At 55.7% G+C, this 26043-nt stretch carries 23 protein-coding genes; 13 read left to right on the forward strand and 10 right to left on the reverse strand.

The window, feature by feature from the left end; translation table 11 throughout:
- The first annotated feature begins 236 nt into the window (after window positions 1-236).
- Both HBA55_RS30540 and HBA55_RS30545 read left to right on the forward strand, forming a co-directional pair.
- Window positions 237-2837, forward strand: coding sequence for a TonB-dependent receptor plug domain-containing protein (locus tag HBA55_RS30540; RefSeq protein ID WP_166999360.1), 2601 nt, complete (start codon window positions 237-239; stop codon window positions 2835-2837).
- A 678-nt stretch (window positions 2838-3515) separates the two neighbouring features.
- Window positions 3516-4421, forward strand: a complete 906-nt coding sequence (locus tag HBA55_RS30545; protein ID WP_166999363.1) for a class I SAM-dependent methyltransferase — start codon at window positions 3516-3518, stop codon at window positions 4419-4421.
- Window positions 4422-4660: 239 nt separating this feature from the next.
- On the opposite strand, the gene HBA55_RS30550 is transcribed toward HBA55_RS30545, so the two are convergent.
- The 3 genes from HBA55_RS30550 to HBA55_RS30560 form a co-directional block, all read right to left on the reverse strand.
- Window positions 4661-5335, reverse strand: a complete 675-nt coding sequence (locus HBA55_RS30550) for a hypothetical protein (protein WP_166999366.1) — start codon at window positions 5333-5335, stop codon at window positions 4661-4663.
- Window positions 5336-5338: 3 nt separating this feature from the next.
- Entirely contained in the window at window positions 5339-6448 is a 1110-nt protein-coding gene (ylqF, locus tag HBA55_RS30555) for a ribosome biogenesis GTPase YlqF (protein ID WP_166999369.1), read from the reverse strand.
- Between the two features lie 141 nt (window positions 6449-6589).
- Complete coding sequence (locus tag HBA55_RS30560) at window positions 6590-6982, reverse strand: glycine zipper family protein (RefSeq protein ID WP_166999372.1); 393 nt, start codon at window positions 6980-6982, stop codon at window positions 6590-6592.
- A 125-nt stretch (window positions 6983-7107) separates the two neighbouring features.
- Here HBA55_RS30560 and HBA55_RS30565 point away from each other — a divergent pair, with 125 nt between their 5' ends.
- From HBA55_RS30565 to HBA55_RS30585, 5 genes are read left to right on the forward strand one after another with little or no spacing between them, the layout of a single operon-like run.
- Entirely contained in the window at window positions 7108-7632 is a 525-nt protein-coding gene (locus HBA55_RS30565; protein ID WP_166999375.1) for a DUF6942 family protein, read from the forward strand.
- Window positions 7629-8240 carry a YigZ family protein gene (locus HBA55_RS30570; protein WP_166999378.1) on the forward strand — a complete coding sequence of 204 codons (612 nt, stop codon included), beginning with the start codon at window positions 7629-7631 and terminating at the stop codon, window positions 8238-8240. Before HBA55_RS30565 ends, HBA55_RS30570 begins: the two co-directional genes overlap by 4 nt.
- A 59-nt stretch (window positions 8241-8299) precedes the next feature.
- Complete coding sequence (locus HBA55_RS30575) at window positions 8300-8782, forward strand: FKBP-type peptidyl-prolyl cis-trans isomerase (RefSeq protein ID WP_166999380.1); 483 nt, start codon at window positions 8300-8302, stop codon at window positions 8780-8782.
- 26 nt (window positions 8783-8808) lie between these two features.
- Window positions 8809-9219 carry a YbaN family protein gene (locus tag HBA55_RS30580; RefSeq protein ID WP_166999383.1) on the forward strand — a complete coding sequence of 137 codons (411 nt, stop codon included), beginning with the start codon at window positions 8809-8811 and terminating at the stop codon, window positions 9217-9219.
- Between the two features lie 2 nt (window positions 9220-9221).
- Entirely contained in the window at window positions 9222-9935 is a 714-nt protein-coding gene (locus HBA55_RS30585) for a TIGR00730 family Rossman fold protein (protein WP_206020049.1), read from the forward strand.
- Here HBA55_RS30585 and HBA55_RS30590 read toward each other — a convergent pair.
- The gene (locus tag HBA55_RS30590; protein WP_166999386.1) at window positions 9907-10449 is read right to left on the reverse strand and encodes a YaeQ family protein; all 543 of its coding nucleotides are present in this window, start codon (window positions 10447-10449) and stop codon (window positions 9907-9909) included. The genes HBA55_RS30585 and HBA55_RS30590 overlap by 29 nt on opposite strands.
- Before the next feature lie 122 nt (window positions 10450-10571).
- Between HBA55_RS30590 and HBA55_RS30595 the strand changes: the two genes are divergently transcribed.
- Window positions 10572-11273 carry an SIMPL domain-containing protein gene (locus HBA55_RS30595; protein ID WP_166999389.1) on the forward strand — a complete coding sequence of 234 codons (702 nt, stop codon included), beginning with the start codon at window positions 10572-10574 and terminating at the stop codon, window positions 11271-11273.
- A gap of 184 nt (window positions 11274-11457) precedes the next feature.
- On the opposite strand, the gene HBA55_RS30600 is transcribed toward HBA55_RS30595, so the two are convergent.
- The 3 genes from HBA55_RS30600 to HBA55_RS30610 all read right to left on the reverse strand — a co-directional run bounded on the left by HBA55_RS30600 (window position 11458) and on the right by HBA55_RS30610 (window position 13888).
- Window positions 11458-11778, reverse strand: coding sequence for a 2Fe-2S iron-sulfur cluster-binding protein (locus HBA55_RS30600; RefSeq protein ID WP_166999391.1), 321 nt, complete (start codon window positions 11776-11778; stop codon window positions 11458-11460).
- A 161-nt stretch (window positions 11779-11939) separates the two neighbouring features.
- A complete protein-coding gene (locus HBA55_RS30605; protein WP_166999393.1) occupies window positions 11940-12956 on the reverse strand; it encodes a GlxA family transcriptional regulator in 1017 nt (338 codons plus the stop codon).
- A 137-nt stretch (window positions 12957-13093) separates the two neighbouring features.
- Window positions 13094-13888: a class II aldolase/adducin family protein gene (locus HBA55_RS30610; protein WP_420821516.1), complete on the reverse strand. Its 795-nt coding sequence runs from the start codon at window positions 13886-13888 to the stop codon at window positions 13094-13096.
- Window positions 13889-14055: 167 nt separating this feature from the next.
- On the opposite strand from HBA55_RS30610, the gene HBA55_RS30615 reads away from it, so the two are divergent.
- From HBA55_RS30615 to tadA, 3 genes are read left to right on the forward strand one after another with little or no spacing between them, the layout of a single operon-like run.
- Window positions 14056-14313, forward strand: a complete 258-nt coding sequence (locus tag HBA55_RS30615) for a DUF1653 domain-containing protein (protein ID WP_206020050.1) — start codon at window positions 14056-14058, stop codon at window positions 14311-14313.
- On the forward strand, window positions 14255-15139 hold the full coding sequence (locus HBA55_RS30620; RefSeq protein ID WP_338109492.1) for a putative RNA methyltransferase: 885 nt from the start codon (window positions 14255-14257) through the stop codon (window positions 15137-15139). The genes HBA55_RS30615 and HBA55_RS30620 overlap by 59 nt, the downstream gene beginning before the upstream one ends.
- Window positions 15126-15641, forward strand: coding sequence for a tRNA adenosine(34) deaminase TadA (gene tadA / locus HBA55_RS30625; RefSeq protein ID WP_166999397.1), 516 nt, complete (start codon window positions 15126-15128; stop codon window positions 15639-15641). Before HBA55_RS30620 ends, tadA begins: the two co-directional genes overlap by 14 nt.
- Before the next feature lie 44 nt (window positions 15642-15685).
- On the opposite strand, the gene HBA55_RS30630 is transcribed toward tadA, so the two are convergent.
- Both HBA55_RS30630 and mltF read right to left on the reverse strand, forming a co-directional pair.
- Window positions 15686-17461: an ABC transporter transmembrane domain-containing protein gene (locus tag HBA55_RS30630; protein WP_206020051.1), complete on the reverse strand. Its 1776-nt coding sequence runs from the start codon at window positions 17459-17461 to the stop codon at window positions 15686-15688.
- A 112-nt stretch (window positions 17462-17573) separates the two neighbouring features.
- On the reverse strand, window positions 17574-19040 hold the full coding sequence (mltF, locus tag HBA55_RS30635; protein ID WP_166999401.1) for a membrane-bound lytic murein transglycosylase MltF: 1467 nt from the start codon (window positions 19038-19040) through the stop codon (window positions 17574-17576).
- A gap of 639 nt (window positions 19041-19679) precedes the next feature.
- Between mltF and purL the strand changes: the two genes are divergently transcribed.
- Entirely contained in the window at window positions 19680-23537 is a 3858-nt protein-coding gene (gene purL / locus HBA55_RS30640) for a phosphoribosylformylglycinamidine synthase (RefSeq protein WP_166999403.1), read from the forward strand.
- Window positions 23538-23960: 423 nt separating this feature from the next.
- Window positions 23961-24578 carry a BamJ family beta-barrel-assembly machinery protein gene (locus HBA55_RS30645; protein ID WP_166999405.1) on the forward strand — a complete coding sequence of 206 codons (618 nt, stop codon included), beginning with the start codon at window positions 23961-23963 and terminating at the stop codon, window positions 24576-24578.
- 62 nt (window positions 24579-24640) lie between these two features.
- Here HBA55_RS30645 and HBA55_RS30650 read toward each other — a convergent pair whose 3' ends face one another.
- Window positions 24641-26008 carry a DEAD/DEAH box helicase gene (locus HBA55_RS30650; protein ID WP_166999407.1) on the reverse strand — a complete coding sequence of 456 codons (1368 nt, stop codon included), beginning with the start codon at window positions 26006-26008 and terminating at the stop codon, window positions 24641-24643.
- Window positions 26009-26043 lie beyond the last annotated feature (35 nt).

Raw genomic sequence — 26043 nt, forward strand, 5'->3', positions numbered from 1 at the left:
GCAGAAGATGAATGCAATCTCAGTTCAATATCACCCATCAGCATAAACTCTATTTCCTATCAAATAGCTGGCGGCTATTAATTTGTTGCTTAAATATTACCAAATGGCATTTCAGCGTTTGGGTTTTAGCTCCTATTGTTAATTAAACGTTTCGGACAACAATCATCCACCCAGGGAGGCGGTGATGTCGGACAGAGTCTTCCTGCGTGGCACTTTCATGTCGAGGAGAGAAGACCATGCCATTCCCATTGAAAAATACTAATACAATCTGTGGGGTTTCTTTGTTTGCCGCTTTGCCGTTGGCGATTGCTGCAGCTACGGCTCAGGCACAAAATGAAGGCGAGCAAAGCGAAGAGGTGATTGAGGAAGTGGTGACCATTGGTACCCGTACCAAAGGCCGTACCGCCGAAGATTTGCCCGTTCCTGTGGATGTTCTTAATTCGGAGGCTATGTCGAATACGGGCCACACCGAAGTCGGGCGTATGCTGCAATCGCTGGCGCCTTCCTTTAATTTTTCATCTTCCACGATCAGCGACGGCACCGATGCATTGCGGCCGGCTACGCTGCGAGGACTTGGGCCAGATCAAACTTTGGTATTGATCAATGGCAAACGTCGTCATCAGGCTTCTTTAATTCATATCAACACCTCTGTTGGGCGTGGCACCGCCGGGGTGGATATGAATGCCATTCCGGCCTCGGCGATCAAACGCATTGAGGTGCTCCGCGACGGTGCGGCTGCCCAATATGGGTCCGATGCGATTGCCGGTGTGATTAATATTGTACTCAAGGACGATAATGAAGCCGGTCATATCAGTACGTCTTATGGAGAATATTCAGAGGGGGATGGCGAAACCATTAATGTCGATCTCTCTAAGGGTTTTGAGCTGGGTGATTCCGGTTTTGTGAGTGCCACGCTCAACTATCGTGACCGTGAAGGTACCAACCGGGCCGGATTACAGGGCGCTTGTGCCTATGGTGGCTGTAGCGATACAGATGGCAATGGTTTCGCTGAGGTCGGTGATCCTAGAGAAATCGATTTTGATCGCACTATTTTCCGTATCGGTGACGCGGATTCAGAGCAGTTGGCATTTGTACTCAATGCTGCGATTGAAGCTGGACAAGGCGAACTCTACGGTTTCGTAACCTATTCGAAACGAGATAATCAGTCAGGTGCCTTTTATCGTAATCCCAGCTCTGGATTCTCCGCCGCGCTTGATGACGGGGACAATGTCATTCCCAAGGGGTTTCTGCCGCTCATCGATTCCGAGATTGACGATCTTTCTGTAAATGCGGGATACCGAACAGAGTTCGACAGTGGTATGACGCTGGATCTGTCATACACCTATGGACGTAATGAAATCGACTACACCACCAGTAATTCTGTCAATTATTCGTTTGTAAATTTTTTGAATTTTGGAGAAGGCCTTAGTGATGAGGAAATCCGTAGCAGCATTCCCCGTAGTGCCGATGCCTATGGATTGGAGTTGGGGCTTGAGACGTTCAATCTTGACATAACTCACTCCATTGGTGATTTAGGCGTCGCTGCTGGTTTGGAATACCGAATTGATGAGTACAAAGTGATCCCTGGAGAAGCCTACTCATATCAGGATTTTGATACCGACCTGGAGAACGGTGGAGTTTCACTATTTCCTCAAGATGCGGCCGGAGGCATTCAGGCGTTTAACGGCATTGGTCCGGCGTCTACAGTGGATGAGGATCGGGATGTCACTTCGGCATATGTTGACTTTGAGTATCAATTTTCAGACGCGCTATTAGTGAGTGCGGCGATTCGATATGACGATTATGAGGACTTTGGTGATACCACCAATTTTAAGTTGGCAGCCAATTGGGCCCTGTCGGATAGCGTGAGGTTGAGGGCAGCGGGTAGTACAGGGTTTCGCGCGCCGTCGATGCAACAGCAGTATTTCAATAACATCGGCACGCAGTTTGTATCCGATCCTGCGGACCCCGAAGGGCCGCAAATTCCAGTTCAGGTGGGTACCTTTCGAAACGATAGTGGTCTGGCCCGTGAATTGGGAATTCCGCAGCTGAAAGAGGAGGAGTCGGTTAATCTGAGTTTGGGGGTTGTTTTCACACCGACTGATCAACTTAGCATTACACTGGATTATTATTCGATTGATATTGATGACCGGATTGTGATTAGTAATCGTTTGGATGCTGATGACGATCCCACAGGGACATTAGGCGATGCATTGGCAGCGTCGGGTGCCGGTGCGGCTCAGTTTTTCTTGAACGGTGCCAATACTGAGACTCGCGGGTTTGATCTGGTGGCCACTTATCAAGGTATTGAAATTGGCGATGGTCTGTTGGATTTGACGCTGGCGGCCAATAAAACCGAAACGGACGTGGTGGATTTGTTTACATCGGAGGGGGGTGATCTTTCAAATTTGGAGCCTGAGGTAGTGTTCAGTTCTCAGGATGTTTCTATTATTGAAGAGTGGCAGCCGGAGGACCGAGTGAGTTTGACGGGGCATTATTCGTTGGAGAATTGGCGCGCAACATTGTCGTTTAACCGCTTTGGTGAGTATACGGTTACGGATGGTGGGCGACAAACACATGGAGCCAAGACATTGACGGATTTGAATGTGACTTATGCGTTCGAAAGCGGGTTGAGTATCAGTGTTGGTGGTAACAATATTTTTGACGAATTCCCCGATAAGAATGAAATTGGTAACAGCCGCGGCGGTGCATTGGAGACGGCGGTTGGAGGTGAGGTGATTGTCAATAGCCCGGGAATATTTACTTATTCCCGTCGTTCGGCGCCGTTCGGTTTCAATGGGGCTTATTGGTACGGGAAGATTTCTTACGACTTCTGATCGTTGTTATTTAAGTTGTATGGGAGACTAATCTGAACCTTTTTATTTCCGCTTCGTGCCAAAAGCTGAACTTCGGCGTGGCACAGTTTGTCTTCGTGTGTAGCAGCGCGCTCCGAGCGCGACCGGGTTGGCAGCGTCTCTTTGCACCATAACCGGCCATTGGAATTAGGTGTTTTTCCCAGGTCTTTTCTTTGCGGATTGGACGAAAGCGGCTGCTGATTTTGTGCCACAACGGGCGGCTGGGTGTCCGTTGGAGGGGCACGCTACCGGCCCTCCCGGCTTCCCTCAGTCCCCAATGAGCCAAGCAAAAAACGCTTGTCTCATTGAATCCTTCGGCGTTCGCTCGAAATGCCCCTCCAACGAACACCCAGCCACCCTTTAGATCGAGGTACCCCGACTTTATCTCACCGATTGTTATTGTCTCAATATGAAATTGAGCTCTTATCAAGAAGACGTAGGGCGATGAGAAGCGCTCTGCGCTTCGTCGCCTAAAGCGCATAATCTGCCCAAGCTTTAAGTTTGTCTATTTGTTGATCAATGACATCACGCCTTACTGCTAATTTTCTCCTGCTTTTAGCGACGACGGTGAGTCAGTTTTAGCTGTTGGTCGTATTGATATAGCAATAATACCTATATACCATGGTTTTCTATTTTTTGCCTAGACCAAGGAGGTTTTACATGTTTAAAGCTCTTATTCCCGGTGCTCTGATAATGGCGATGTTGGCGGCTTGCAGTCAGGAGGCGACGCCGCCGGCCGAGGTTTCAACTCAGGCGGTTAAGCCCACAGCCGCAGCGCCGGCCCCGGTGGTGAAGGATGTATTTGCCTCTCAGTCAGAGGAGGTGCAGGCTCGCTACGTATACCGGCATCCGCAGGAGACTCTGGAGTTTTTTGGTATTGAGCCTGGTATGACGGTGGCGGAGGCGCTGCCTGGTGGGGGTTGGTATTCGAAAATCTTGCTGCCGTTGTTGGGTGGTGAGGGTAAGTTGATTGGTATTGATTATGCGTTGGATATGTTCCCGAAGTTTGGCTTTTTCAGCGCGGAGCGGATAGAGGCTAAGAAGACCTGGACGACGACTTGGACGGCGGATGCGAATTCCTGGCGCACCGATGACAGTGCGGTGGTATCCGCTTTTGTTTTTGGTTCGATGCCGGAGGAGAGTAAGGGGGTTGCGGATGCCTTTTTGTTTATTCGCGCGTTACATAATCTGAATCGCTTTGAGGGTGATGGCGGGTATCTGACAGCGGCGTTGCGGGATGCTTATGATGTGTTGAAGCCTGGCGGTATTGTGGGTGTGGTTCAGCATATGGCCCCTGAGGATAAGGCCGATGACTGGGCGGATGGCTCAAAGGGCTATTTAAAGAAATCTCTGGTGATTAAGAAATTTGAGGAGGCCGGGTTTGAGTTTGTGGCGTCGAGTGATGTGAATTTGAACCCTGATGATCAGCCTGGCGATGAAGATATTGTCTGGCGGTTGCCGCCGACCTTGGCAACCAGTCGGGATAATCCGGAATTGAGGCAGCAGATGTTGGCAGTGGGCGAGTCCAATCGGATGACGCTCAAGTTTCGTAAGGTTGAGAGGTAATTAATTTGTTTCCGGGTGGGGTAGTTTGGCGATTGCTGGTCGTTGGATGCCTCAATCGGCGGCTGGAGGTTCCGTTTTCCGAGCGGTCGGGCGGCCCTCCGGCCTTCCCTCAGTCGCCAAAAAGCCCGGCAAAAAGCTCCGGTCTTTTTAGCTCCTTCGGCGCCCTCTTTGATGCTCGGAAAACGGAACCACCAGCCACCTTAGTTCTGCGGTGAATGAACTGCTGTGCCTCAACTTTCTTATTTTGTTCGGTACCGTTGCAGAGGGGCTGAGAGTTTTTCGAAGGATCTTGGTGCCACGTATTGCAACAGTTCTTTGCCTTCTTGGTTGAGGACGACTTCCAGACCTCTGTCCGGGTAGAGGAAATGTTCGCTGTTTTCGTCAACTCTGATGCGTTCGCTGGGCTGGCCAAAGCGAGCGAGGATGATGTCTTCGTCGAGTGAGGCGGCGGGTATGAGGTTAAGGCTGGCGATGGGCCAGTGGCGGATGTTTTGCAGGTCGTTTTCGTTAAGCAGGAATTTGCGTGAGCCGGAGCTGGTGAAGCTGGCGCTGCTGGCGTTCTCCTGCATTTGGATGAGTTGGGTCTGGTCGGCCTGGACCGCAATAATCAGTTTGGCCTGCAGGGGGCCGGTTTTGAAGTGGCTGTAGTAGATTTCGAGCCCGCTGTTGTCGTTGCTGTCGCTGATGATGCCGAGTTCGTGGTCTTCGCCGAGTGTCTGCAGAGCGTCAGCAACGGTGGTGTGTTCGAGGGTGAGCCCGAAGACGCTGCTGGTCTGGTCGGCGTGGGTGTCGATTTGCCAGGGCAGGTTAGCGGGAGTGCCCATTGGGCTTTGTGGGTTTTGCGGTTTCAAGACCACAAAGGCAAGGGCGCAGATTAGTGCGAAAGCACCCAGGGTCAGTAGTGTTCGAGTCATGGTTTAGCGTCGTTTTCCCGGGCGACTGGGGCTTTTACCCCGACCGCTGGATTTGCTGTTGGGTTTGCTGCGATTGAGTTGGCAGCCGCTTTTGGGGCCGGCCACGCCGGAGGTTTTTTTGTTGGCGCTCTTAGCTTTGTTGGCCGTCTTTGGTTTGGTTTTTTTTCGGGGTTCACCATCGGGTTGCGGATCTCGGGACCCAGCCTTGAAGCGTTGTTTGCGTTCTTGTTTTTCGGCTTCTTTTTGAGCTTGGGCTTCTGCGACTTCGATCTTTTCCTGGTCAATCATCTCCGGGGTTTCCAGAGTGATGCGGCCCAGCTGTCCGGAGCGCAGTTCATTGATCAGCACTTCGCAGATTTTGTGCAGGTTGACCCGGCCGCCCGCTGCTTTGGCACCACGGCGGGCGCCGGCGAGTTCGAGGAATTCGAGTTCGGTGGCGGGGATGTGGTCGAGGTCGAATCGCTGTTTTAACAGGTCTGGGTAGGCCTTAATAAGGAATTCGGCGGTGAAGAAGCCAACGTCGTCGTATTCCATGGCGGTGTCTTTGATGGCGCCAGTGGCGGCCAGGCGGTAGCTGCTTTTTGGGTTTTCCACTTTGGGCCAGAGGATACCGGGGGTGTCCAAGAGAATGATGCCGCTGCCCAGGTTGATGCGTTGCTGGCTTTTGGTGACGGCGGGTTCGTTGCCGGTCTTGGCGATGGTTTTGCCGGCCAGGGTATTGATCAAGGTGGATTTGCCAACGTTGGGGATACCCACAATCATGGTGTGAATGGTTTTGAAGCCGGCGTCTTTTTCGGGCAGCATTTTGCGACACAGGTCGATCAGCAACTTCATTTTGCCGGGCTGCTCGGTGGTGATGGCGAGGGTTTTCACCCCCTTTTCCTGTTCCAGGTACTGCTGCCAGGCCGCCGTGGTGTCCGGGTCGGCCAGGTCGGTTTTGCTGAGGACTTTGATGCAGGGTTTGTCACCGCGCAGTTCGGCAATGGCGGGGTTTTCGCTGGAATAGGGAATGCGTGCGTCCAGCACTTCGATCAGCAGGTCCACTTGCGGGAGTACTTCGCGGATCTGCTTTTGGGCCTTGTGCATGTGCCCGGGGTACCACTGGATGGCCATGGAGTGCCTGCCCTTGTCGTTCTGGCTGTCGAAAAGGGCGCTATTGTACCTGCTGTGGCGTTGAATCCCTAATCAGTCGAGGACTCTATATCCATCCGGTTGAGGACTCTATACCCAGCTAGTTGAGGACTCTCAATCCAGCTAGTTGAGGACTCTATACCCCCGACCGATCAGGCAGTTGCGGATGATACGCTGTTGTTCGCGCTCGGCTTGACTGAATCCGCCCGCGCCGCCGGTGACGGCGCCGACCCCGGCTCCGCGGGATGCGGTGCCGCTATTGCCGATAATGGCTCCGATGGCGCCACCCAGAATCGCGCCTTTGGCGCCTTTTTCCGCCGCGCGTTCGGCGCGGGAGACTTCGGCTGCGTAGACTTTGCATTCGTCGAGGTCGTTCTGGTAGGCCTGCATGTCCACGCCTTTGCGGTCGATGATGATGCCACCGTTGTGCTGCTCGCTGGGTGCAATACAGGCGCTCAGCCCAACGGCGACGGCTGCGCAGAGGAGAGTGGTGCGAATAGGGGCGGTGACGTCCATGGTTGGCTCCAAAGATGACTTTAGGGTCTCTACTCAACAGTATAAGCCTAGCCGGGGTATGATGAACGCAAGCTGAATGAAAAATGGTATAGTCCCCGGCCCGAATGACCCGATGAATCTGCCCTATGAGTGCGTCAGACCGGGCGGTGGGGTTTGGCAGTGAGGGCTACCAGTTGGCCTTCTGTATCGCCAACCGTCCGCCCATTGATGATTACCCCCACCTCAATCTGCTCAAGCCGCTGGTGCCGGGGGAGTTGGATCACATTGTGGGCAATACCAGCAACCACTGGCGCAAGGTGTTTAATGTATATGCCAAGTTTCTGATGACGCTTGGGGACGCTCCTGTGCAGCAGTGGGGCAGTTGGCAGGAGTACCGTGATCGCCGGCTGCTGCAGGCCGATTGCCGGGAGGCGCTGTTATTCAGTCCTCCGGATACCGAAAAGGCTGAAGCCATTCACATTGTCGCCGGTAAGACCTACGCGGCGGCACTGGGTCTCAACAATCTGGTGTGGCTGGATGCGCATTTTGCTGTCGATGCCAGTCGGCGCTTGATCGTATGTCCTTATCTGGATTATCGCCAATTGAGTAATGAACGCATCGAACGACTGGCGGAGCTGGTTCGGCAGTTGCGCCAACAGGAACCTGTATGAAACAGCCCCGCCCCACCTATGCCGTGCCTGCCGAAGCCGTTGCAGTGGAATACGAGATCAAGAAAAGCCGTTTTATCGCCCGCGCCGCCAGAGCGAGCAACCGCGAGGAAGCCATGGCGTTGTTGCAGCAGGCCCGATTGGATTACCCCGATGCCCGCCATCACTGTTGGGCTTATCTGATTGGAAACCCCCATTCTCCCACCACGGTGGCCATGTCCGATGACGGCGAGCCCAGTGGCACGGCTGGCAAGCCGATTCTCAATGTGTTGCAGCACAAGGGGGTCGGAGACATCATGCTGGTGGTAATTCGCTATTTTGGGGGAATCAAGTTGGGGGCCGGTGGCCTGGTAAGGGCTTACGGCCATGCGGCTCAATTGGCAATGACAGAACTGGAAACCGAGGATCAGGTGCCCTATAGCCAGTGTCAGGTGCAAGGTGACTATGCACTGGAGCAACCTCTGCGGCACTGGTTGGGCCAGCATCAGGGGCAGGTCAGCGGAGTGGACTACGGCGAGCGGGTCAGTTTTGAGGTGTCTTTGCCCGATAACGCTGTGCCGGAGTTGAAGGCGTTTATTGACGGCGTGGGCGCTCGCTTGCACGAGCTCTGATTGCCAATTTTTCTATGACTGGCCATACTGCGGCCATCAATTCGGTTAAGGTTGTATCTATGCAGATAAGTAAAGATAAGGTTGTTTCTTTCCATTACCGCCTAAAGGAAGAGGGTGGTGACATCTTCGAAGATTCCCACGATGGTAACCCGGTGCTCTATCTGCACGGCCACGGTGGCATGTTGCGAGGGCTGGAAAGCGCCATGGAAGAACGCTCTGCGGGGGACAGCTTTGACGTCACGGTTGACCCGGACAACGGCTATGGCCAGCGCAAGGAGCTTCCACCCCAGCGGGTGCCCAAAAAACACCTGGTGACCAAGGGCAAGATTAACGTCGGGCAGGTGGTGCATATCAATACCGAAAAGGGACCTCAGGAGGCGGTTGTGGTGAAAGTGGGGCTAAAGAATGTGGATGTGGACCCCAATCATCCGCTGGCCGGCAAGACTCTCGTGTTCGCGGTTGAGATCGTTGATGTTCGTGAGGCCACGGAAGAAGAACTGGCCCATGGCCATGCCCACGGTGTTGGTGGTCATCAGCACTGATTTTCCGCAGTTGAGGAGAATCTCTGATGGTTAAGCGTTATGCCTTGATCAGCCTGGGTTGGCTCAGTGTGGCGTTGGGGGTTATCGGTATCTTTCTGCCGATCCTGCCTACAACGCCGTTTATACTGCTGGCCGCCTGGTGTTTTGCCCGCTCCAGCGAGCGTTTCCATCAGTGGTTGCGCAATCATCCCCGCCTGGGGTTGATTGTGCGCTCCTGGGAGGATGGCCAGGGTATTCCGCGCAAGGTGCGCAATCGCGTGATCCTGTTGCTCTGGGTCAGTATGTTGTGTTCCTCACTGATTATTGGGCGTTTGTACGCGAGCCTCACTCTGGTGTTTATCGGCAGCTGCGTGACGATTTATCTGCTGCGCCAACCGTTATTGGAAGAGTCAGAGGTAGCTGCAGCAGAGTCAGACAAACGGGGCGAGGAGATCTAAGCGTGCCACTACCGCATCGCCGCCGTTTGCAGCCTCGCTGGGATCAGGCACTGCTCGAAGGTGCGCAGGGGAGTTTGCAAGATCTGTTGAACTGCTGGCGCATCTCCCGGGAATTTTACTATGGGTTCAGTCGATTGCGTCGTATCGGGCCCTGTATTACCGTTTTCGGTTCTGCGCGATTTGAGGAGCACCACCCCTATTACCAGCTGGCCAGGAACGTGGCGCGTCACTTGGGCGAAACGGGGTTTGCCATCATGACCGGCGGCGGTCCGGGTATTATGGAAGCCGCCAATCGCGGTGCCCGCGACGCTGATGTCTTATCCGTCGGTTGCAACATTGAATTGCCCATGGAGCAGAAGCCAAATCCCTATCTGGATATCTGGACGGAGTTTAATCACTTTTTTGTGCGCAAGGTTATGTTGGTGAAGTACTCCAGCGCCTTTGTGGTGTTGCCGGGTGGTTTCGGTACTTTGGATGAGGTGTTTGAAACCCTGACGTTAATCCAGACCGCCAAGATCAAGCGCTTTCCACTGGTGGTGGTCGGTGTGGACTACTGGAAACATCTGCGGGATTTTATCGACGGGGCGATGCTCGCCCAACACACAATATCCGAACAAGATCTGGATTCGGTATTGATTACCGACGACTGTCAACAGGCGGTTGAATTTATCCTGTCGTCGGTGCCGGTCAGGCAGGGAACCACTGCTGCCAGGTGACGGTGACACTGTGTTCGCCGTCGCTGACCATCAGCTCGCCGTCCTGAATCGTGCAGTGCAACTGCATGTTGCGCTGAGCCATGTCGGTCAGCTGCTGCAGCGCTTCGTGATCAAAATTGAACACCCTTAACTCGGCGAACCGCTGCAGGGTACTGCGATTTTGTTCCCACCAGATTTCCGCGGCCTGGCCGCTGTAACAGTATATGCTGACCCGGTCTGAGCGGCCGCTGGCCTGTCGGATGCGTTTCTCGTCCGGTTGACCCAATTCAATCCAGTGCACGATATGGTTGCTGTAGTCCTTCACCCACAGGTCCGGTTCATCGTCCGTACTCAGTCCCTTGGTAAAGTTCAGTTGCGGTTCAGCATTGAGCGCAAATACTGCCAGCCGAGTCATCATGCGCAGATCGTTCTCCGATGGATGACGGGCAATGGTCAGTGAATGTTCCTCGTAATAGTGCCGGTCCATATCGGCAATATTGAGAGTGGCTTTGAATACGGTTGCTTTAAGAGCCATGGTGTTGAATGCTTACATCGCTGTTTTTTCGGGGGGCGAATTGTAACCGCAGTTCATCCCGGGTTCGAATGTTTTGCTAATGTAAGAGTAGTCACAATTTCCGTAACAGGGAGGTAATACCGATGAAAAACCTGATTGTGCTGGTGTGTTTATTGAGCGTCTGGAGTCTGGCCCAGGCCAAAGGGGCGCCACCGCAGGTGTCCAGTTCTGCCCGGGGTGAGGTGATGGCCAATCCCGACATCGCCATTGTCAGTGGCCGCGTGGAGGTGCTTGAGGACAGTGCCGAAAAGGCGGTCAGAAAAGCGCAAAAACAGCTTGACCGGTTGGTAGAGTACCTCCTGGATCGCGGTGTTAAATCCAAGGATCTGCAGGCGGCCCAGGTGCTGGTCAGCCCGCAGTGGCACTATCAGAGAGACAAGCCCCGCCAGTTGAGCGGCTACAAAGCACACGCCAACTTTACCGCCAAATTGCGTGAGATCAGCAAACTGTCGTCACTCTACGGTGGCCTGGTCAAGTCCGGGGCAACCACACTGCAGCCCACTCAGTTTGATTTCAGCAATCGTGATGAGCTGGAGCTGAGAGCGATCGCCAAAGCTGTGAAAATGGCCAAACGCAAGGCTCAAGCGGGTCTTGAGCCGCTGGATCAGGATGTTGGCGAGGTGCTGGTGTTGAACGTGGATACCCGCTGGCAGGCACCGTCTCCGCTCGTGATCACCGCGATGAAGCGTGAATCGGCGGCCATGTCATCTCCGGCTCCCAGAGTCAACGTGGGGCAGCACAGCATCGAGGCGACGGTTTCGGCGACGTTTTTGATCGATGACTGACTAATTGGTCGTCATGTCTGCGTCGATCAGTTTCGAACAGCGGGTTTCGCAGCAGCAGGCTCCAACCCTGTCGCCCTCAGAGATTCTATGGCAATTTTCCATGGCTCAATGCTTACCGTAGCAGCGCGCTCTGAGCACGACCGGTCGCCCTCAAGCGGGCTGCTACGAAGTACAGCGGATGGTCTTAGTACTGGGATTCAGGCAGGTGAACAACGAGACCGTCCATTTCCTCAGTGACGACGATCTGGCAGCTCAGGCGGCTGTTGTCTTTGGGGTCTACCACGGCATCCAGCAGATCTTTTTCCGCGTCTTCAGCGGCGGGAATCTTGCCAACCCAGGCTTCGTCCACGTAGCAATGGCAGGTGGCACAGGCACAGGCGCCGCCGCACTCGGCCAGGATGCTGTCGATCATATTGTCTACCGCGCCCTGCATCACACTGTCGCCGACGGCAACCTCAATTTCGCGTTTGTCGCCATTAGCTTCGATGTAGTTAATCACTGGCATGGTAAATCCTCTTGGTTACAGGCTGGATATCACAATCTGAGCGCGCAGCACTCGTTAAATTTTGGTGCCGAAGGATATAAAAATCTGGCCGGAAGATAAACCTCGATTCGGAGTATATCTGTATTAATGCGCACTTATTGTTCAGTTATCCAGACAGGACACTAACCCGCCATTGATTCGTCCTGGCCACCATCGACATAGGCAAATCGGCTGCGGTAGGCTCGGGGGGTCAAATCGGTCTTGCGCTGGAACAACCGGCTGAAGGAGCTGAGGTCGTTGTAGCCTACCTGCAGCATAATGGCCTCAATGGTGCTGCCACTGGTCTCCAGCAGCCTTTTGGCGGTGTCGATACGGAGGTTTTGCAGGTAGCGGTTGGGGGTGATGTCCATGGCCTGCTTGAATCGACGGATCAGGGTGCGGGAGCTGACGTTGAGATGGTCCGCCAGTTTGTCCAGGGCGCCGGGTTCGCGCATATTCACTTGCAGCCAGCTCTGGGCCTCAGCCACCAGCGAGTCATTGTGCTGCAGTTGCTGCTGCAGCGTCATATAGGGCGTCTGCTCCACATGGTTGGCGTCCACCAGCATCAGCTTGGAGGTCAGAGCGGCAATCTGCGGTCCCATATAGCGCTCGATCAGCTGCATGGCTACCAGGGAGTCGGTGTTGCCGGCGCCGCCGATGATGTAGTTTTCAGAGTTGACCAGCAGCTTGTTCACGTCCAGCTCGATCCGGGGGTAGCGTTCTCGAAACAGATTGGCCAGCCACCAGGTGGTGGTGGCGCGCAAGCCATCCAGCAGGCCGGTCTCGGCCAGCAGGAAGGTGGCGGTACAAGAGGCGACAATGTCGGAGCCGGCTTCACCCTGTTGGCGCAACCAGCTGATCAGGCGCCGCTGCTGGTCCAGAAACTGGGGGTAGTGGTACTTGTTGGAATACTTGCCGGCAGCCACTATGACGATATCGGAACGCCCGGCGTCCGCCAGAGAGCAGTCAGGAACCACTGGCATGCGGGTGGCGCTGGTTACGGCGCGGCCGCCAGGGGATGCCAGCTGCCATTCGAACAGGGCTTCACGGGCTTCGTACTGCTTCTGCCACTGCATATTGGCAATATCCAGGGTGTCGAGCAGGTTGCTGAAGCTGGATAGACGGGCACCGTCATAGACGGCAATGGTGACCTTGGGCATACAGCAGCTCCATCCAAAACTCAGGGTAGACCCGCATTCTAGCCGCCGCGCCCAAAGAGATATAGGTTAAAAAGGGTCAAATGTGACGGTAATAACTGTCAAATGTGAAAACTGACAGAAATTTTTACACATTGGGTTCAGTCAAACATATCGGGTTGTTCGTCGGTGATCACCTGCAGCAGCGGTTGAAAACTGAACCATCCGGCCAGTTCACTGCCGACGGTTTCGTGGGTAATCTTGGCGGCTTCAGGCTTAATGAGCTTGGGAGTACCCGCGGCTTCGGCCAGCAATTGAGCCTGACAGGTGCGCTCCATAGTGATAAACCACCAGGTGGCGCTTTCCACGCTTTCTCCGACCGTCAGCAGACCGTGATTCTGCAAAATGGCGGCCTTGTTATCGCCCAGGGCGGCGGCAATTCGCTCGCCCTCACTCATTTCCAGCACCACACCGGTAAAATCATCAAACAGGACGTGATCCTCATAAAAGGCGCAGGCGTCCTGGGTGAGGGGGTCCAGTGGACGCCCGAGGCTTGACCAGCTTTTGCCGTAGAGCGAATGGGAATGGGCGGCGGCGGTAATTCGTGGGTGAGCCTTGTGGATATGAGAGTGGATGGTGAAAGCGGCGCCATTCAACAAACCGCTGCCTTCGACCACCTCACCGTCGTGATTGACAAGCAACAGCTGGGACATTTTTATTTTTTTGAAGGAAACGCCCATCGGATTGACCCAGAAGTGATCCGGGCGCTCCGGGTCGCGCACCGTAATATGCCCGGCTACGCCCTCGTCGAAGCCAAATTTACCGAACAGACGGAAGGCGGCGGTCAGCATGCGCTTGCGGTGTTGTCGCTCCTGGGCGGGGGTGCGCTCGTCGCTGCTGCCGGGAATACCGCTCATACCGGATTCCTGATTCATGACGATGTCGTTAACACTCATTGGCTTCTCCTTACTTTTTGGCGTCGGTGAAATGTCGATAGCCAGAGTTTAGTCTCCCCGAGAGGGGGCAACCGTAACCTCGGTGACATTCTCTGCAATAGTTTGCATGGATAGTGGTACCATGGCCGGCTTTTCCACAGCTGAACGTGTTAATTGAGAGGATTGCAATGCAGGCGGGTGTCTATCGTCATTACAAGGGCAGCGACTATCAGGTCTTTAACGTTGCTCACCACAGCGAAACCGAAGAGGCGCTGGTGGTTTACCGCTGCCTGTATGGAGATTACAGCTGGTGGGTGCGTCCCCTGGAGATGTTCGCTGGCAGTGTAGAGTTCGAGGGAGAAAGGCGCGAACGTTTTGCCTACCAGGGTGCCTTTGAGGCGTCTCAATATCCTGAGGCACCTGTACTGGCTTTTGAGGGGGTTTAAGGCTTTGATTTGGGCCTGTCCCCTGTGCCAGCAAGCTTTATCAGTGGAGGCATCGGTCGCCAGCTGCCCCCACGGGCACCGCTTTGATCGGGCCCGGCAGGGCTATCTGAATTTACTGCCTGCCCACCACAAGCGTTCTCGCGCTCCCGGCGACGATCGACAGATGTTGCTGCAGCGCCGCGAATTTCTGCAGGGGGGGCACTATCAACCCCTGGCGGCGGCATTGCAGGGGATGGCGACTGACTTTGTGGCGCAGCGAGAGGCACTGACGGTGCTGGACACGGGCTGTGGAGAAGGCTACTACCTGTCCGAGCTACAGCGTGCCCTGGAGCAGACAGGAAAGGCAATGGAGCTGTACGGCTCGGATATTTCCAAGGAGGCGGCACGCCTGGCAGCGGCGCAATACAAAGACATCCGGTTTGCAGTCGCCAGCAGCTTCCAACTGCCGGTACTCACTGACAGCGTGGATCTGGTGTTGCGCATCTTTGCACCGGGAGATGTGTCGGAGGTGCTCCGAGTGCTGAAACCCGGTGGGCAGTTCTGGCGAGTGGTGCCAGGGCCAAGGCATTTGCAGGAGCTCAAACAGGAACTCTATCAACAACCCAAGTTGCATCGTATACCAGAGGTTCCCGAGGGTATGATTGAAGTGGCGACGAGGGCGGTTAAGGCTACCATGTCACTGACCTCGGCCCAGGAGGTGGCTGCGCTCTTGCAAATGACCCCTTTCGTTTGGCGGGGCAGCCAGGAAGGTAGGGCGCGCCTGCAATCCATGCAGAGCCTGTCGGTGACAACGGAATTTGTGGTGCAGTGTTATGACGCCACCTGACGTGAAGGACGACACCTACTGGATGGAGCGGGCGCTGGATTTGGCGGCCCGGGCGGAATCTCTGGGGGAGGTGCCGGTTGGCGCATTGGTGGTGCTCGATGGCGAAATTATTGGTGAAGGCTGGAATCAGCCTATCAGCGGTTGTGATCCCACCGCTCATGCGGAAATTATTGCGCTGAGGGCGGCGGCCCGACACCAGAATAACTATCGCCTGCCGGGCGCTTTCCTCTATGTCACTATCGAGCCCTGCACCATGTGTGCTGGCGCCATCATTCACAGCCGCATTGAACGGGTGGTGTTTGCAGCCACTGAACCCAAAGCCGGGGCGGTAGTCAGTAACGGCAATCTGTTTGAGCAGCCGCAATTTAATCATCAGGTGGAATATGTCGGCGGCGTGCTGGCGGAAAAAGCCAGCGAGGGTATCCAGGCGTTTTTCAAACGACGCAGAGAAGAGCTAAAGGTGGCTCGGAAGGCCGCCAAATCAGAAGGCCAAAATGAATAGGCCGACAGCCTGAATGCCAGCTTTCTGCGTCTCTGTCGTTCTGTTCAGGCCAGAGCCTCCTCAATACTGTCGCTAAATTGCAGTTCACACAATCGCCGGTACAGTGGCGAACTGTGTTGCAGGCTCTGGTGGGTTCCGATATCCACCAGCTGTCCTTGATCCAATACCGCGATAGAGTCCGCGTGCTGAATGGTTGCCAGTCGGTGCGCGATGATCAGCGTGGTGCGATTTTCCATCAATGTTGCCAGTGCCTGCTGCACATGATATTCACTCTCGGCATCCAGGGCGCTGGTGGCTTCGTCCAGTAGCAGAATGCGTGGATCTTTGAGAATGGCCCGCGCAATGGCGATGCGCTGGCGTTGGCCGCCCGAGAGCCTTACCCCCTGCTCGCCCAGTTCACTGTCATAGCCTTCAGGCAGCTGCAAAATAAAATCATGGGCGTGGGCGGCCTTGGCGGCGGCAACGATATCTTCGAAACTGGCGTCTTCACGGCCATAGGCGATATTGCGTTTAACGCTGCCCGAGAACAATGCCGGTTGCTGCGGTACCAGCGCAATTTGTCGGCGCAGGTCATTGGGGAGTAACTGGCGCAGATCGGTACCGTCGAGATCGATTTCACCGCTGCCGGGGTCGTAAAACCGCAGTAACAGTTCAAACAGGGTGGATTTGCCGGCACCTGAGGGGCCCACCAATGCCACGGACTTTCCGGCCTCAATATTGAGATTCAGACCTCGGATGGCGGGGCGATCCGGCGCGGAGGGATAGTGAAAGGTGACGTTCCGAAACTGCAGGCGCGGGGCCAGGGCGTCTGCCTTTGAGGGTTGAGTCGGCGCAGTGATCACGCTGTCCACGTTGAGCAGTTCCAGCAGGCGCTCGGTAGCGCCTGCAGCGCGCTGCAGATCTCCGAACACTTCAGACAAGGTGGCCACGGCGGTAGCCACCATAATGGCATAGAACACAAAGGCGCCCAGATCGCCGCCACTCATGGCACCGGAGAGAACATCATTGCCGCCCACCCACAACATACCGGCAATGGCACCGAACACCAGCAATATCACAACGGCAATCAAAATGGCGCGTTGGCGGATACGCTTGCGGGCGACGTTAAAGGCGTTCTCCACTTCCTGGCCAAAGGCCTGTTTTTCACTGGATTCCCGGGTGTAGCTCTGCACGGTTTTGATATGCTGAATCGCCTCTCCGGCGTAGCTGCCCACATGGGCGATGGAGTCCTGGCTCTCGCGGGACAGGCGCCTGACCCGGCGGCCATAGAGCAGGATCGGCAACAGAACCACTGGCACGCTGCCCAGTACAATCAGGCTCAGCTTCAGGTTGGTGACCATCAGCATGATCAGGCCGCCGCTAAACGTGAGTGCTGAACGCAGGGCCATCGATAAACTGGAACCGATGATGGTTTGCAGCAAAGTGGTGTCCGTGGTCAGCCTGGACATGATTTCGCCGCTCTTGTTGGTCTCGAAGTAACTCGGATGCAGCTCAATGATGTGGTCGAACACGGCTCGGCGAATATCGGCGGAAACCCTTTCACCCAGCCAGGAGACCAGATAAAAGCGCGTAAAGGTGCCGATCGCCATAGCGAAGATCAGCGCGGTGATAAAGGCGATCGCCAGGTTCAGCTGTTGTCGGGATTGCTCTACAAATCCCTGGTCGATCAGAACTTTGACCCCCTGACCGATGGCCAGGGTGGCGAGCGCCGTGAATACCAGTGCGACAGCGGCCGCCGCCAGGGTGCCTTTGTAGGGGCGCAGGTAGCCGGTGAGATGAAGTAATACAGACAGCTTCTTGTTGGGCTTATCGGTTTCCATGGATGAATCTCGGGGGCATGAGAGATTCATCATTAGGTTTGTGGGGGGCAATTAAAAGGGCAGGGAGGATAACTTTACCCTTCCTAACGCCCGGTTATCCCTATGCGACAAACTAGAGTAGCGAGGTGGAGTCCTGTTCGGCGGCGGAAAAGTGCACTGGCACCAGTTCGGCGTCTTTCTTGACCTGGGCCATGCGCCGCTGCTGCACCTGCTGGTGCCAGGCGATGGTGTTGTAGTAGCTGCGGATGCGCTGTACGTATTGCACCGGTTCCCAACCGCGCGCGTAGCCGTGTTTGGCACGGCGATAGTACTTGCGTTTGGCCAGCAGCGGCAGATGTTCGCGCACGTCGACCCATTTGTCGGGGTCCCTGCCCATGCGCTCGGTCAGCACCCGGGCGTCTTCCATATGGCCAAAGCCCACATTGTAGGCCGCCAGCGCCAGCCAGGTGCGATCCGCGCCCTGAATATCCTGGGGGATGCGATCGAAGATCTTTTTAAAGTACTTGGCGCCGCCATAGATGCTCTGGATGGGATCGAGACGGTTTTCCACGCCCATTTCAGCCGCTGTGACTTTGGTCAGCATCATCAGTCCGCGCACACCGGTATAGGATTGGGCACGGGAGTTCCAGTGGGATTCCTGGTAGCTGATGGCGGCCAGCAGTTGCCAGTCCAGATCGAACATGTCGCCGGCAATCTGCAGGTATTCCTGCCAGCGGGGCAGGCGTGTCTGCAGGCGGCGGGCAAAGGTGAGGGCGCTACCGGCGTCCAGACCGTCCACATGGCCATAGTAGTATTCATTCATTTCCTGCAGCATGCCCGACTCATGGGCCCTGGCGATAAAACCGTTGGCACGGTCCAGCAGGCTGTCATCCACACCTTTCGGAAACGCCCATGCCACTGCCTGGGGCTCGCTGACATCAAAAGCGACCTTGGCGCGCGGGTAGAGGGCGCGATTGAGGTCAAAGGCATTGGAGCTGACCACCGCGAAATCAATTTCGCCTTTATGGACTTTCTCCATCAGATCGAGGATTTCCAGATCTGACTGCTCGTGCCAGCGCAGTTTGGGGTGCTGCCGCTGCATCTCCCGCAACAGTTCGGCCTGAGCGCTGTTAGAGATGACCAGCAGGCTCTTGCCGATAAGGTCCTGTACCTTTCTGGGCCTGGCAGTGCCTGTGCGGTAAATCACCTGTTGTGTGACTTCCATATAGGAAGCCGTGAAACGCACCTGGCGCTGGCGTGTATCGGTAACCGCAAGGCCTGCCGCGGCCAATTGGCCCTGGTCGCCGCCAACCTGGTGGAAGATGCGTCCCAGATTTTCTTCTTCGGAAATGTTGAGCTTCACGCCCAGGTCATCGGCAAAGGCCTTGGCCAGCGTGTATTCATAGCCAACCATGCCGCGGCTGTCTTCATAGTAGGTGGTGGGACCATTGCGGGAGATGATGGTCAGTTCGCCACTGGCGAGAACCTGCTCAAGGGCAGTGGGGGTGTGGCTGGCAGACAGGAACAGGCCGGCCGTCACCACCAGGGTGAGGCTAAGCAGGTGTCGGATGGCACGTCCGATAAGTTGTCTCTGTCGCATTTATGGCTCCTGTCGGCGTTTTCCTGATAGGTGCACGCCTTCTGTCGGCTTGTCACCTATTCGCCCTGTGCGATTTTGACCCTGTTGTCCGGCTTCTTGCCGGCTTATCCGCGCTCTCTTACTCGGCGCCTGCTTGTTATATTCGTAGGTTGTTGGTCTGTCTGTTGTTTAACTGTGCTTGTGAGTCGGTGTTCGGTTCGATTGTCCGCGATTTCGTCCTGGCCACTAAAGACCTCAAAAATTGACGATTTCGTGCAAATTTTGCGCGATTTTACCTGCCAAATCCGAGAACCACCAGCTTGTTTTTCAATGGATATTGTAGTAGAGCTGCGCTGTTTTTACCTTCGGATGGGTGCCGATAACAATGTTTCCGGGAGGCGAAAGCCAACACTGCGGTAGCCCCAAAAGGGTGATGTATCTGCCAAAACCCGTTGAATCGGCAGAAAATCTGCACTCCGAGCGTTTTCTCACCTTATTTTTTTGCTTTCGGCCTGCGGGCAAGGGGAGCGCCCTACGGCTTGATCCGTGATCGACAAGATTTTTGCTCAATTGCTGCCACAACGGCGGATATCCAGTACAATGGCCGCCCTTTCAAGACCGCTCCAACACACCCCAAAAACCAAGAGGTTTTAACAGACTATGCTGACCCTGCGTGGCGCTCCGGCTCTTTCCCAATTCCGTACCGACAAGCTCCTCGAAACCTTGCAACAGGCCGATGCCAAGGTGACCTCGGTCTACGCGGAATATGTGCACTTCGCCGACATCGACAGTGATCTCACCGACGCTGAGTCGGAGGTGCTTAAGCAGCTGCTCACCTATGGACCGAAAGCGGAGAGTCAGGAGGTGGCAGGGACCTTGTTTCTGGTGGTGCCACGTCCGGGCACCATCTCGCCCTGGTCGTCCAAGGCCACCGATATCGCCCACAATGCAGGTTTGAAGCAGATCAACCGACTGGAGCGGGGCATTGCTTATCGGGTTACCGGTGTCAGTAATCCTCAGGTTATTGTCGCTGCCCTACATGATCGTATGGTGGAAGCCGTATTCGATCGTCTCGATGCTGCCGAGCAGCTGTTCAGCCATGATGAGCCGAAGCCCCAGACCAGTGTCGACATCCTCGGCGGTGGCCGCGCTGCTCTGGAGAAAGCCAATGTGGAGCTGGGCCTGGCGCTGGCCGAAGACGAGATCGACTATTTGGTGACGAGCTTTACCGAGCTGGAGCGCAACCCGGTGGACGTGGAGCTGATGATGTTCGCCCAGGCGAATTCAGAGCACTGCCGCCACAAAATCTTTAACGCTTCCTGGACGCTGGACGGCAGCGACATGCCCAAGTCTTTGTTCGGCATGATCAAAAATACCTATGAGAAAGGCGGTGAGGACGTATTGTCTGCCTACGCCGACAATGCCTCTGTGATAGTCGGCAGCAAGGCCGGGCGTTTCTACCCGGATCCGGAAACCAAGAGCTACGGATACAACCAGGAAGATATCCATATTCTGATGAAGGTGGAAACCCACAACCACCCTACCGCAATCGCTCCCTTCCCCGGAGCCGGTACCGGTGCCGGTGGTGAGATTCGTGACGAAGGTGCGGTAGGCCGTGGCTCCAAGCCTAAAGTGGGCTTGACCGGCTTTACGGTGTCGAATCTTCAGATTCCCGGTTACGGCCAGCCTTGGGAACAGGACTATGGCAAACCCGGTCGTATTGTGACCGCTCTGGATATTATGATCGAAGGCCCAATTGGCGGCGCTGCCTTTAATAACGAGTTCGGGCGCCCCAATATCTGTGGTTACTTCCGTACCTTTGAAGAGAACTTTGACGGCGAGCGCCGCGGTTATCACAAGCCCATTATGCTGGCCGGCGGTTACGGCAACATTAAAGCCGAGCATGTGGACCAGGACGAGTTTGAACCGGGTGCCAAGCTGGTTGCCTTGGGCGGCCCTGCCATGTTGATCGGTCTGGGTGGTGGTGCGGCCTCTTCCATGGCTTCGGGTTCTTCCTCAGAAGATCTGGATTTTGCCTCGGTGCAGCGTCAAAACCCCGAGATCGAGCGTCGCTGTCAGGAGGTTATCGACCAGTGTTGGCAACTGGGCGATCAAAACCCTATTGCCTTTATTCACGATGTGGGCGCCGGTGGCTTTTCCAACGCCTTTCCCGAGCTGGCCAAAGACGGCGGTTGTGGTGCGGTATTTGAGCTGCGCAAAATCAACAATGATGAACCCGGCATGAGCCCGCTGGAAATCTGGTGTAACGAAGCGCAGGAACGCTACGTGATGGCCATCATGCCTGCGGATCTGGCGCGTTTCGAAGCCATCTGTGAGCGCGAGCGCTGCCCCTATGCGATAGTGGGTGATGCGACTGCCGAAGATCACATTGTGCTCAACGATACTCACTTCGACACCAAGCCGGTGGACCTGCCCATGTCGGTGTTGTTCGGCAAACCGCCCAAGATGCATCGCACCGCCGAGACCCGAAGCTACGAGACGCAGGCGTTCACTACCGAAGGTTTATCAATTTACGAAGCGGCGGAGCGTGTCTTGCAGCATCCTTCGGTTGCCAGCAAGAGTTTCCTGATCACCATTGGTGATCGCTCGGTAACCGGGCAGGTTGTGCGTGATCAGTTTGTCGGGCCCTGGCAGGTGCCGGTAGCCGATTGTGCGGTAACCACTCAGGCTTATGACACCTATGCCGGTGAAGCCATGAGTATGGGTGAGCGTACGCCGGTTGCGTTGCTGGACGGCCCTGCATCCGGTCGCATGGCGATCGGTGAAGCGCTGACCAATATTGCCGCCACGCGTATCGAAAAGTTGTCCGATGTTAAGTTGTCGGCCAACTGGATGTGCGCCGCGGGCCATCCCGGAGAGGACGAGAAGCTCTATCGTACGGTGGAAGCCATCGGCATGGAGCTGTGCCCACAGTTGGGTATTACCATTCCTGTGGGTAAGGATTCCATGTCCATGCGTACCGCCTGGACTGACAGTGGTGAAGACAAAGCGGTGACCGCGCCTTTATCTCTGGTGATCTCTGCCTTTGCGCCGGTGCCCGATGTTCGCAAAACGGTAACGCCTCAGTTGCGCACTGACCTCGGTTCCAGCGATCTGATTTTGTTGGATCTGGGCAATGGTAAAAACCGTCTCGGCGGCTCTATCCTGGCGCAGGTCTATAACCAGATGGGCGATACGCCCGCGGATGTGGATAGCGCCGAAGAGCTTAAAGGTTTCTTCGCAGCCATGCAGGAGAGCCTGGAAGCGGATCAGGTGTTGGCGTATCACGATCGTGGCGATGGAGGTTTGTTCGCGACGGTGGCGGAGATGGCGTTTGCCGGTCACTGTGGTGTTGATATCAATATCGATGGTCTCGGCGACGATCATCTGGCGGCACTGTTCAATGAGGAGTTGGGTGCGGTTCTGCAAACCCGCACCAGCGAGACGGATGCGGTGATTGCGCGCTTTGCCAAAGCCGGTGTTAAGGCCTGTAAGCTGGGTTGGATCAACACGCACGATACGCTGCGAGTTGAGGCGGATGGCGAGATTATTTATGACGAGTCCCGTCAGGAGCTGCAGCGTCTTTGGAGTGAGACCAGTTATCAGGTTGCTGCATTGCGTGATAACGCAGACTGCGCCAAGTCTGAGTTTGAGTTGGTGACTCAGGTGAATCCTGGCTTGGCTGTGAGCCTGAGTTTTGACCAGGACGAAGATGTTGCCGCACCTTATATTGCCAAGGGTGTAAGACCCAAGGTGGCGGTTCTGCGTGAGCAGGGTGTGAATGGCCATGTGGAGATGGCGGCGGCGTTTGACCGGGCCGGCTTCGAGGCTGTGGATGTGCACATGAGTGATGTGCTGGCGGGCCGCACCAGACTGGCTGATTATAAGGGGCTGGTTGCCTGTGGTGGCTTCTCATACGGTGATGTGTTGGGGGCCGGTGAGGGATGGGCGAAGACGATTTTGTTCAACGCTCAGGCGCGGGATCAGTTTCAGTCGTTTTTCCACCGCCAGGATACGTTCAGTCTCGGGGTGTGTAATGGCTGTCAGATGATGTCGAATCTGAAGTCGCTGGTGCCGGGTGCGGATCACTGGCCGCATTTTGTCCGCAATCAATCTGAGCAGTTTGAGGCACGCTTCAGTCTGGTCGGGATCGAGGAGTCGCCTTCGGTGTTGTTCGCGGGTATGGCGGGCAGTTATATGCCAGTGGCGGTTGCTCACGGCGAGGGTCGCGCGGAGTTTGCTTCTGAGGAGGCGCTGGAGCAGTGTCACAACAGCGGCTTGGTGTCGATGCGTTATCTGGATAATCACCGTAAGTTGACGGAGGATTATCCGGCTAACCCGAACGGTTCTCCCCAGGGGATTACCAGTGTGACATCTGAGGATGGCCGGGCCACGATTATGATGCCGCACCCTGAGCGGGTTTTCCGTGCGGTGAATAACTCCTGGCATCCGGATGATTGGACCGAGGATAGCGGTTGGATGCGGTTGTTCCGTAATGCCCGGGTTTTTGTTGAGTAAAGCTTGTCTGTTCTGAGGCGCAGGGTTCTGTGCCTCATGCCGTGGTTGGTGCGTTGGTTCCGGGGCTTCGGGTTCTGTGCCTCATAAGGCGGTCGGGGCGTTGTTTTCGGAGCTGTCGGGCGGCCCTCCAGGCTTCCCTCAGTCCCGAAAAAGCCCGGCAAAAAACGCCGGTCTTTTTCACTCCTTCGGCGCTCCTCCTTTACGCTCCGAAAACAACGCCCCGACCACCTCTGAAACCGCAGTTCTCCATGTCATTTGCCTCATTGTAATTTTATATCCCATGCGGATCACCTGCGTAATATCATCGTAATGAGTTCAAGGTCTGAGAGGTATTGTGAAAAGGCACCATTGGTCGGATGGCGTTAGGGGGAGCCCCGGGGTCTGTGGTAAGATTGCGGCCTTTTAACCGACTGAGTAGTGCAAATGTCCGATAAGTTTGAGTCGCTGGAAGCCAAAGCCAGCTACGGTGTGGGTCGCCAGCTGGGCGATCAGGTCTCTAACCCGCCTTTCGAAGGGTTTGATATTGAGTCCGCCCTGGCCGGTTTTACCGATGCGGTTAATGGCGCCGATCTGCAGGTGAGCGCAGACGATATCAATGCTGCCTTCCGTGAAATCCAGGGTCGTTTGCAGGCTGCGGAAGCGGAGAAGGCCAAGGAGATGTCTGCCGATGGCCAGAAGTATTTGGAAGAGAATGCCAAGAAAGACGGCGTAACCGTGACTGAGTCCGGGCTGCAGTACGAAGTGCTGGTCGAGGGTGATGGCGAGCTGCCGACTCAATCTTCAACCGTTCGTACCCATTATCACGGTACTCTGATTGACGGCACTGTGTTTGACAGCTCAGTGGATCGCGGCCAGCCTGCGGAATTCCCGGTTGGTGGGGTCATCGCCGGCTGGACCGAAGCGCTGCAGATGATGAAGGTGGGCTCCAAGTGGCGTCTGACCGTGCCCTATAACCTGGCCTACGGTGAGCGTGGCGCGGGTGGGGCGATCGGTCCATACGCCACTCTGATCTTTGAGGTGGAGCTGCTGGCTATCGTTTGATGCCGGTTGTTTGAAATCGACGTTTTTCCTGGCGGGTCAAGACGCCCGCCAGGCTTGGGTGGCTAGTCTTCGTCTTGATCCAGCCGCGCCGGCTTTTTCTTGATCGGCGCCGGTGCAAATCCGTCTCCCCACTTGCCGGCCGCAGGCTTTGCCGATGGCGCGCGGCGCTTGCCAATGTTCTTGGTATCTCTGTGGCGTTTTTTGACTTTTTCGTTGCCCTTGCCAGCCTCTTTGCTGTTCTCCCCTGAACGTTTTTTTACGCCGGCTTTTTTGCCCGATGCCTTGACCTTTTTCGGGCCTTTGAATTTGGCCTCCAGGCCGGGAACCTTGCGTTTTTCGAAGCGAATCTGCAGCTCGCGCTCAAACCTTACCATCAGGTCCCAGTCGCGATGGGTGATAAAGCTGATGGCCAGGCCTTCTTCTCCCGCTCGACCGGTGCGGCCGACGCGGTGCACGAAGTCTTCGCTGGAGCGGGCCAGGTCGTAGTTGATGACCAGGTCCATGCCTTTGATGTCGAGACCGCGCGCGGCGACGTCGGTGGCCACCAGCATCTTGACGCGACCGCGCCGCAGGCGGTTCATTTCGTTGTTGCGGGCGTCCTGATCCATGTCGCCATGCAGGACCCCCACCTCCAGTTTCATATATCGCAGCCAACCCGCCAGCTTATTGGCCTGGGCCTTGGTGTTGGTGAAGATGATTGCCTTGTCGTATTCGACCTGTTCAAACAGCTTTAACAGCAGTTTGTTCTTGTGTTTCTCATCATCGCTCAGCACTATTTGTTGCTTTACCTGACCGCTGGCCTGGCGGGGTTTGGCCAGGGCGATGGTTTGCGGGTCGCGCAGCAGGGATTCTCCGACGTATTGTTGACCGTCGAGGGTGGCGGAAAACAGCAGGGTCTGCCGCTCGGGATTGCAGCTGGCGGCAATTTCCATCACCTCGTCCATAAAACCCATATCGAGCATTCGGTCAGCTTCGTCGAGGATCAGCACTTCCAGGTCGTTAAAATCCGGGGAGCCGCGTTCAATGTGTTCTTTCAGGCGCCCCGGCGTGGCCACCAGGATCTCCGGGTTCTTGCGAAAAATGGCGCGTTGATACTTAAAGTCATGGCCACCGGTAATGGCGTTGACTTCGAGGTGGGTAAAGGCAGCCAGCTGTTTGCAGTGCTTGACCACCTGACGGCAGAGCTCCCGGGTGGGGGTGAGGATCAATGCCCGGGTGCCGGCTTTGGGGGCGTCCTTTTGCAGAAGCTTGTGCAATGTAGGCAGCAGAAAGGCCGCCGTCTTGCCGCTGCCGGTTTCTGAGCTGACCTTGAGATCCTGGCCCGTCATGGCTGCCGGTATGGCCTCTCGTTGTACATCGGTGGGCTCACAGTAGCCCAGGGGTTCGAGGGCTTTTAGCAGGCGGTCGTGGAGCTGGAACTGGTCAAACAAGGCGATATCTCTCTAGTGATTCGGGGCCAACCAAT

The sequence above is a fragment of the Pseudomaricurvus alkylphenolicus genome (assembly GCF_011683955.1).
Lineage (GTDB): Bacteria > Pseudomonadota > Gammaproteobacteria > Pseudomonadales > Cellvibrionaceae > Pseudomaricurvus > Pseudomaricurvus alkylphenolicus.

Coding starts and splice junctions, on each gene's coding strand:
- HBA55_RS30540 (WP_166999360.1), top strand. CDS start 237: ATGCCATTCCCATTGAAAAATACTAATACAATCTGTGGGGTTTCTTTG.
- HBA55_RS30545 (WP_166999363.1), top strand. CDS start 3,516: ATGTTTAAAGCTCTTATTCCCGGTGCTCTGATAATGGCGATGTTGGCG.
- HBA55_RS30550 (WP_166999366.1), bottom strand. CDS start 5,335: ATGACTCGAACACTACTGACCCTGGGTGCTTTCGCACTAATCTGCGCC.
- ylqF (WP_166999369.1), bottom strand. CDS start 6,448: ATGGCCATCCAGTGGTACCCCGGGCACATGCACAAGGCCCAAAAGCAG.
- HBA55_RS30560 (WP_166999372.1), bottom strand. CDS start 6,982: ATGGACGTCACCGCCCCTATTCGCACCACTCTCCTCTGCGCAGCCGTC.
- HBA55_RS30565 (WP_166999375.1), top strand. CDS start 7,108: ATGAGTGCGTCAGACCGGGCGGTGGGGTTTGGCAGTGAGGGCTACCAG.
- HBA55_RS30570 (WP_166999378.1), top strand. CDS start 7,629: ATGAAACAGCCCCGCCCCACCTATGCCGTGCCTGCCGAAGCCGTTGCA.
- HBA55_RS30575 (WP_166999380.1), top strand. CDS start 8,300: ATGCAGATAAGTAAAGATAAGGTTGTTTCTTTCCATTACCGCCTAAAG.
- HBA55_RS30580 (WP_166999383.1), top strand. CDS start 8,809: ATGGTTAAGCGTTATGCCTTGATCAGCCTGGGTTGGCTCAGTGTGGCG.
- HBA55_RS30590 (WP_166999386.1), bottom strand. CDS start 10,449: ATGGCTCTTAAAGCAACCGTATTCAAAGCCACTCTCAATATTGCCGAT.
- HBA55_RS30595 (WP_166999389.1), top strand. CDS start 10,572: ATGAAAAACCTGATTGTGCTGGTGTGTTTATTGAGCGTCTGGAGTCTG.
- HBA55_RS30600 (WP_166999391.1), bottom strand. CDS start 11,778: ATGCCAGTGATTAACTACATCGAAGCTAATGGCGACAAACGCGAAATT.
- HBA55_RS30605 (WP_166999393.1), bottom strand. CDS start 12,956: ATGCCCAAGGTCACCATTGCCGTCTATGACGGTGCCCGTCTATCCAGC.
- HBA55_RS30610 (WP_420821516.1), bottom strand. CDS start 13,888: ATGAGTGTTAACGACATCGTCATGAATCAGGAATCCGGTATGAGCGGT.
- HBA55_RS30615 (WP_206020050.1), top strand. CDS start 14,056: ATGCAGGCGGGTGTCTATCGTCATTACAAGGGCAGCGACTATCAGGTC.
- tadA (WP_166999397.1), top strand. CDS start 15,126: ATGACGCCACCTGACGTGAAGGACGACACCTACTGGATGGAGCGGGCG.
- HBA55_RS30630 (WP_206020051.1), bottom strand. CDS start 17,461: ATGGAAACCGATAAGCCCAACAAGAAGCTGTCTGTATTACTTCATCTC.
- mltF (WP_166999401.1), bottom strand. CDS start 19,040: ATGCGACAGAGACAACTTATCGGACGTGCCATCCGACACCTGCTTAGC.
- purL (WP_166999403.1), top strand. CDS start 19,680: ATGCTGACCCTGCGTGGCGCTCCGGCTCTTTCCCAATTCCGTACCGAC.
- HBA55_RS30645 (WP_166999405.1), top strand. CDS start 23,961: ATGTCCGATAAGTTTGAGTCGCTGGAAGCCAAAGCCAGCTACGGTGTG.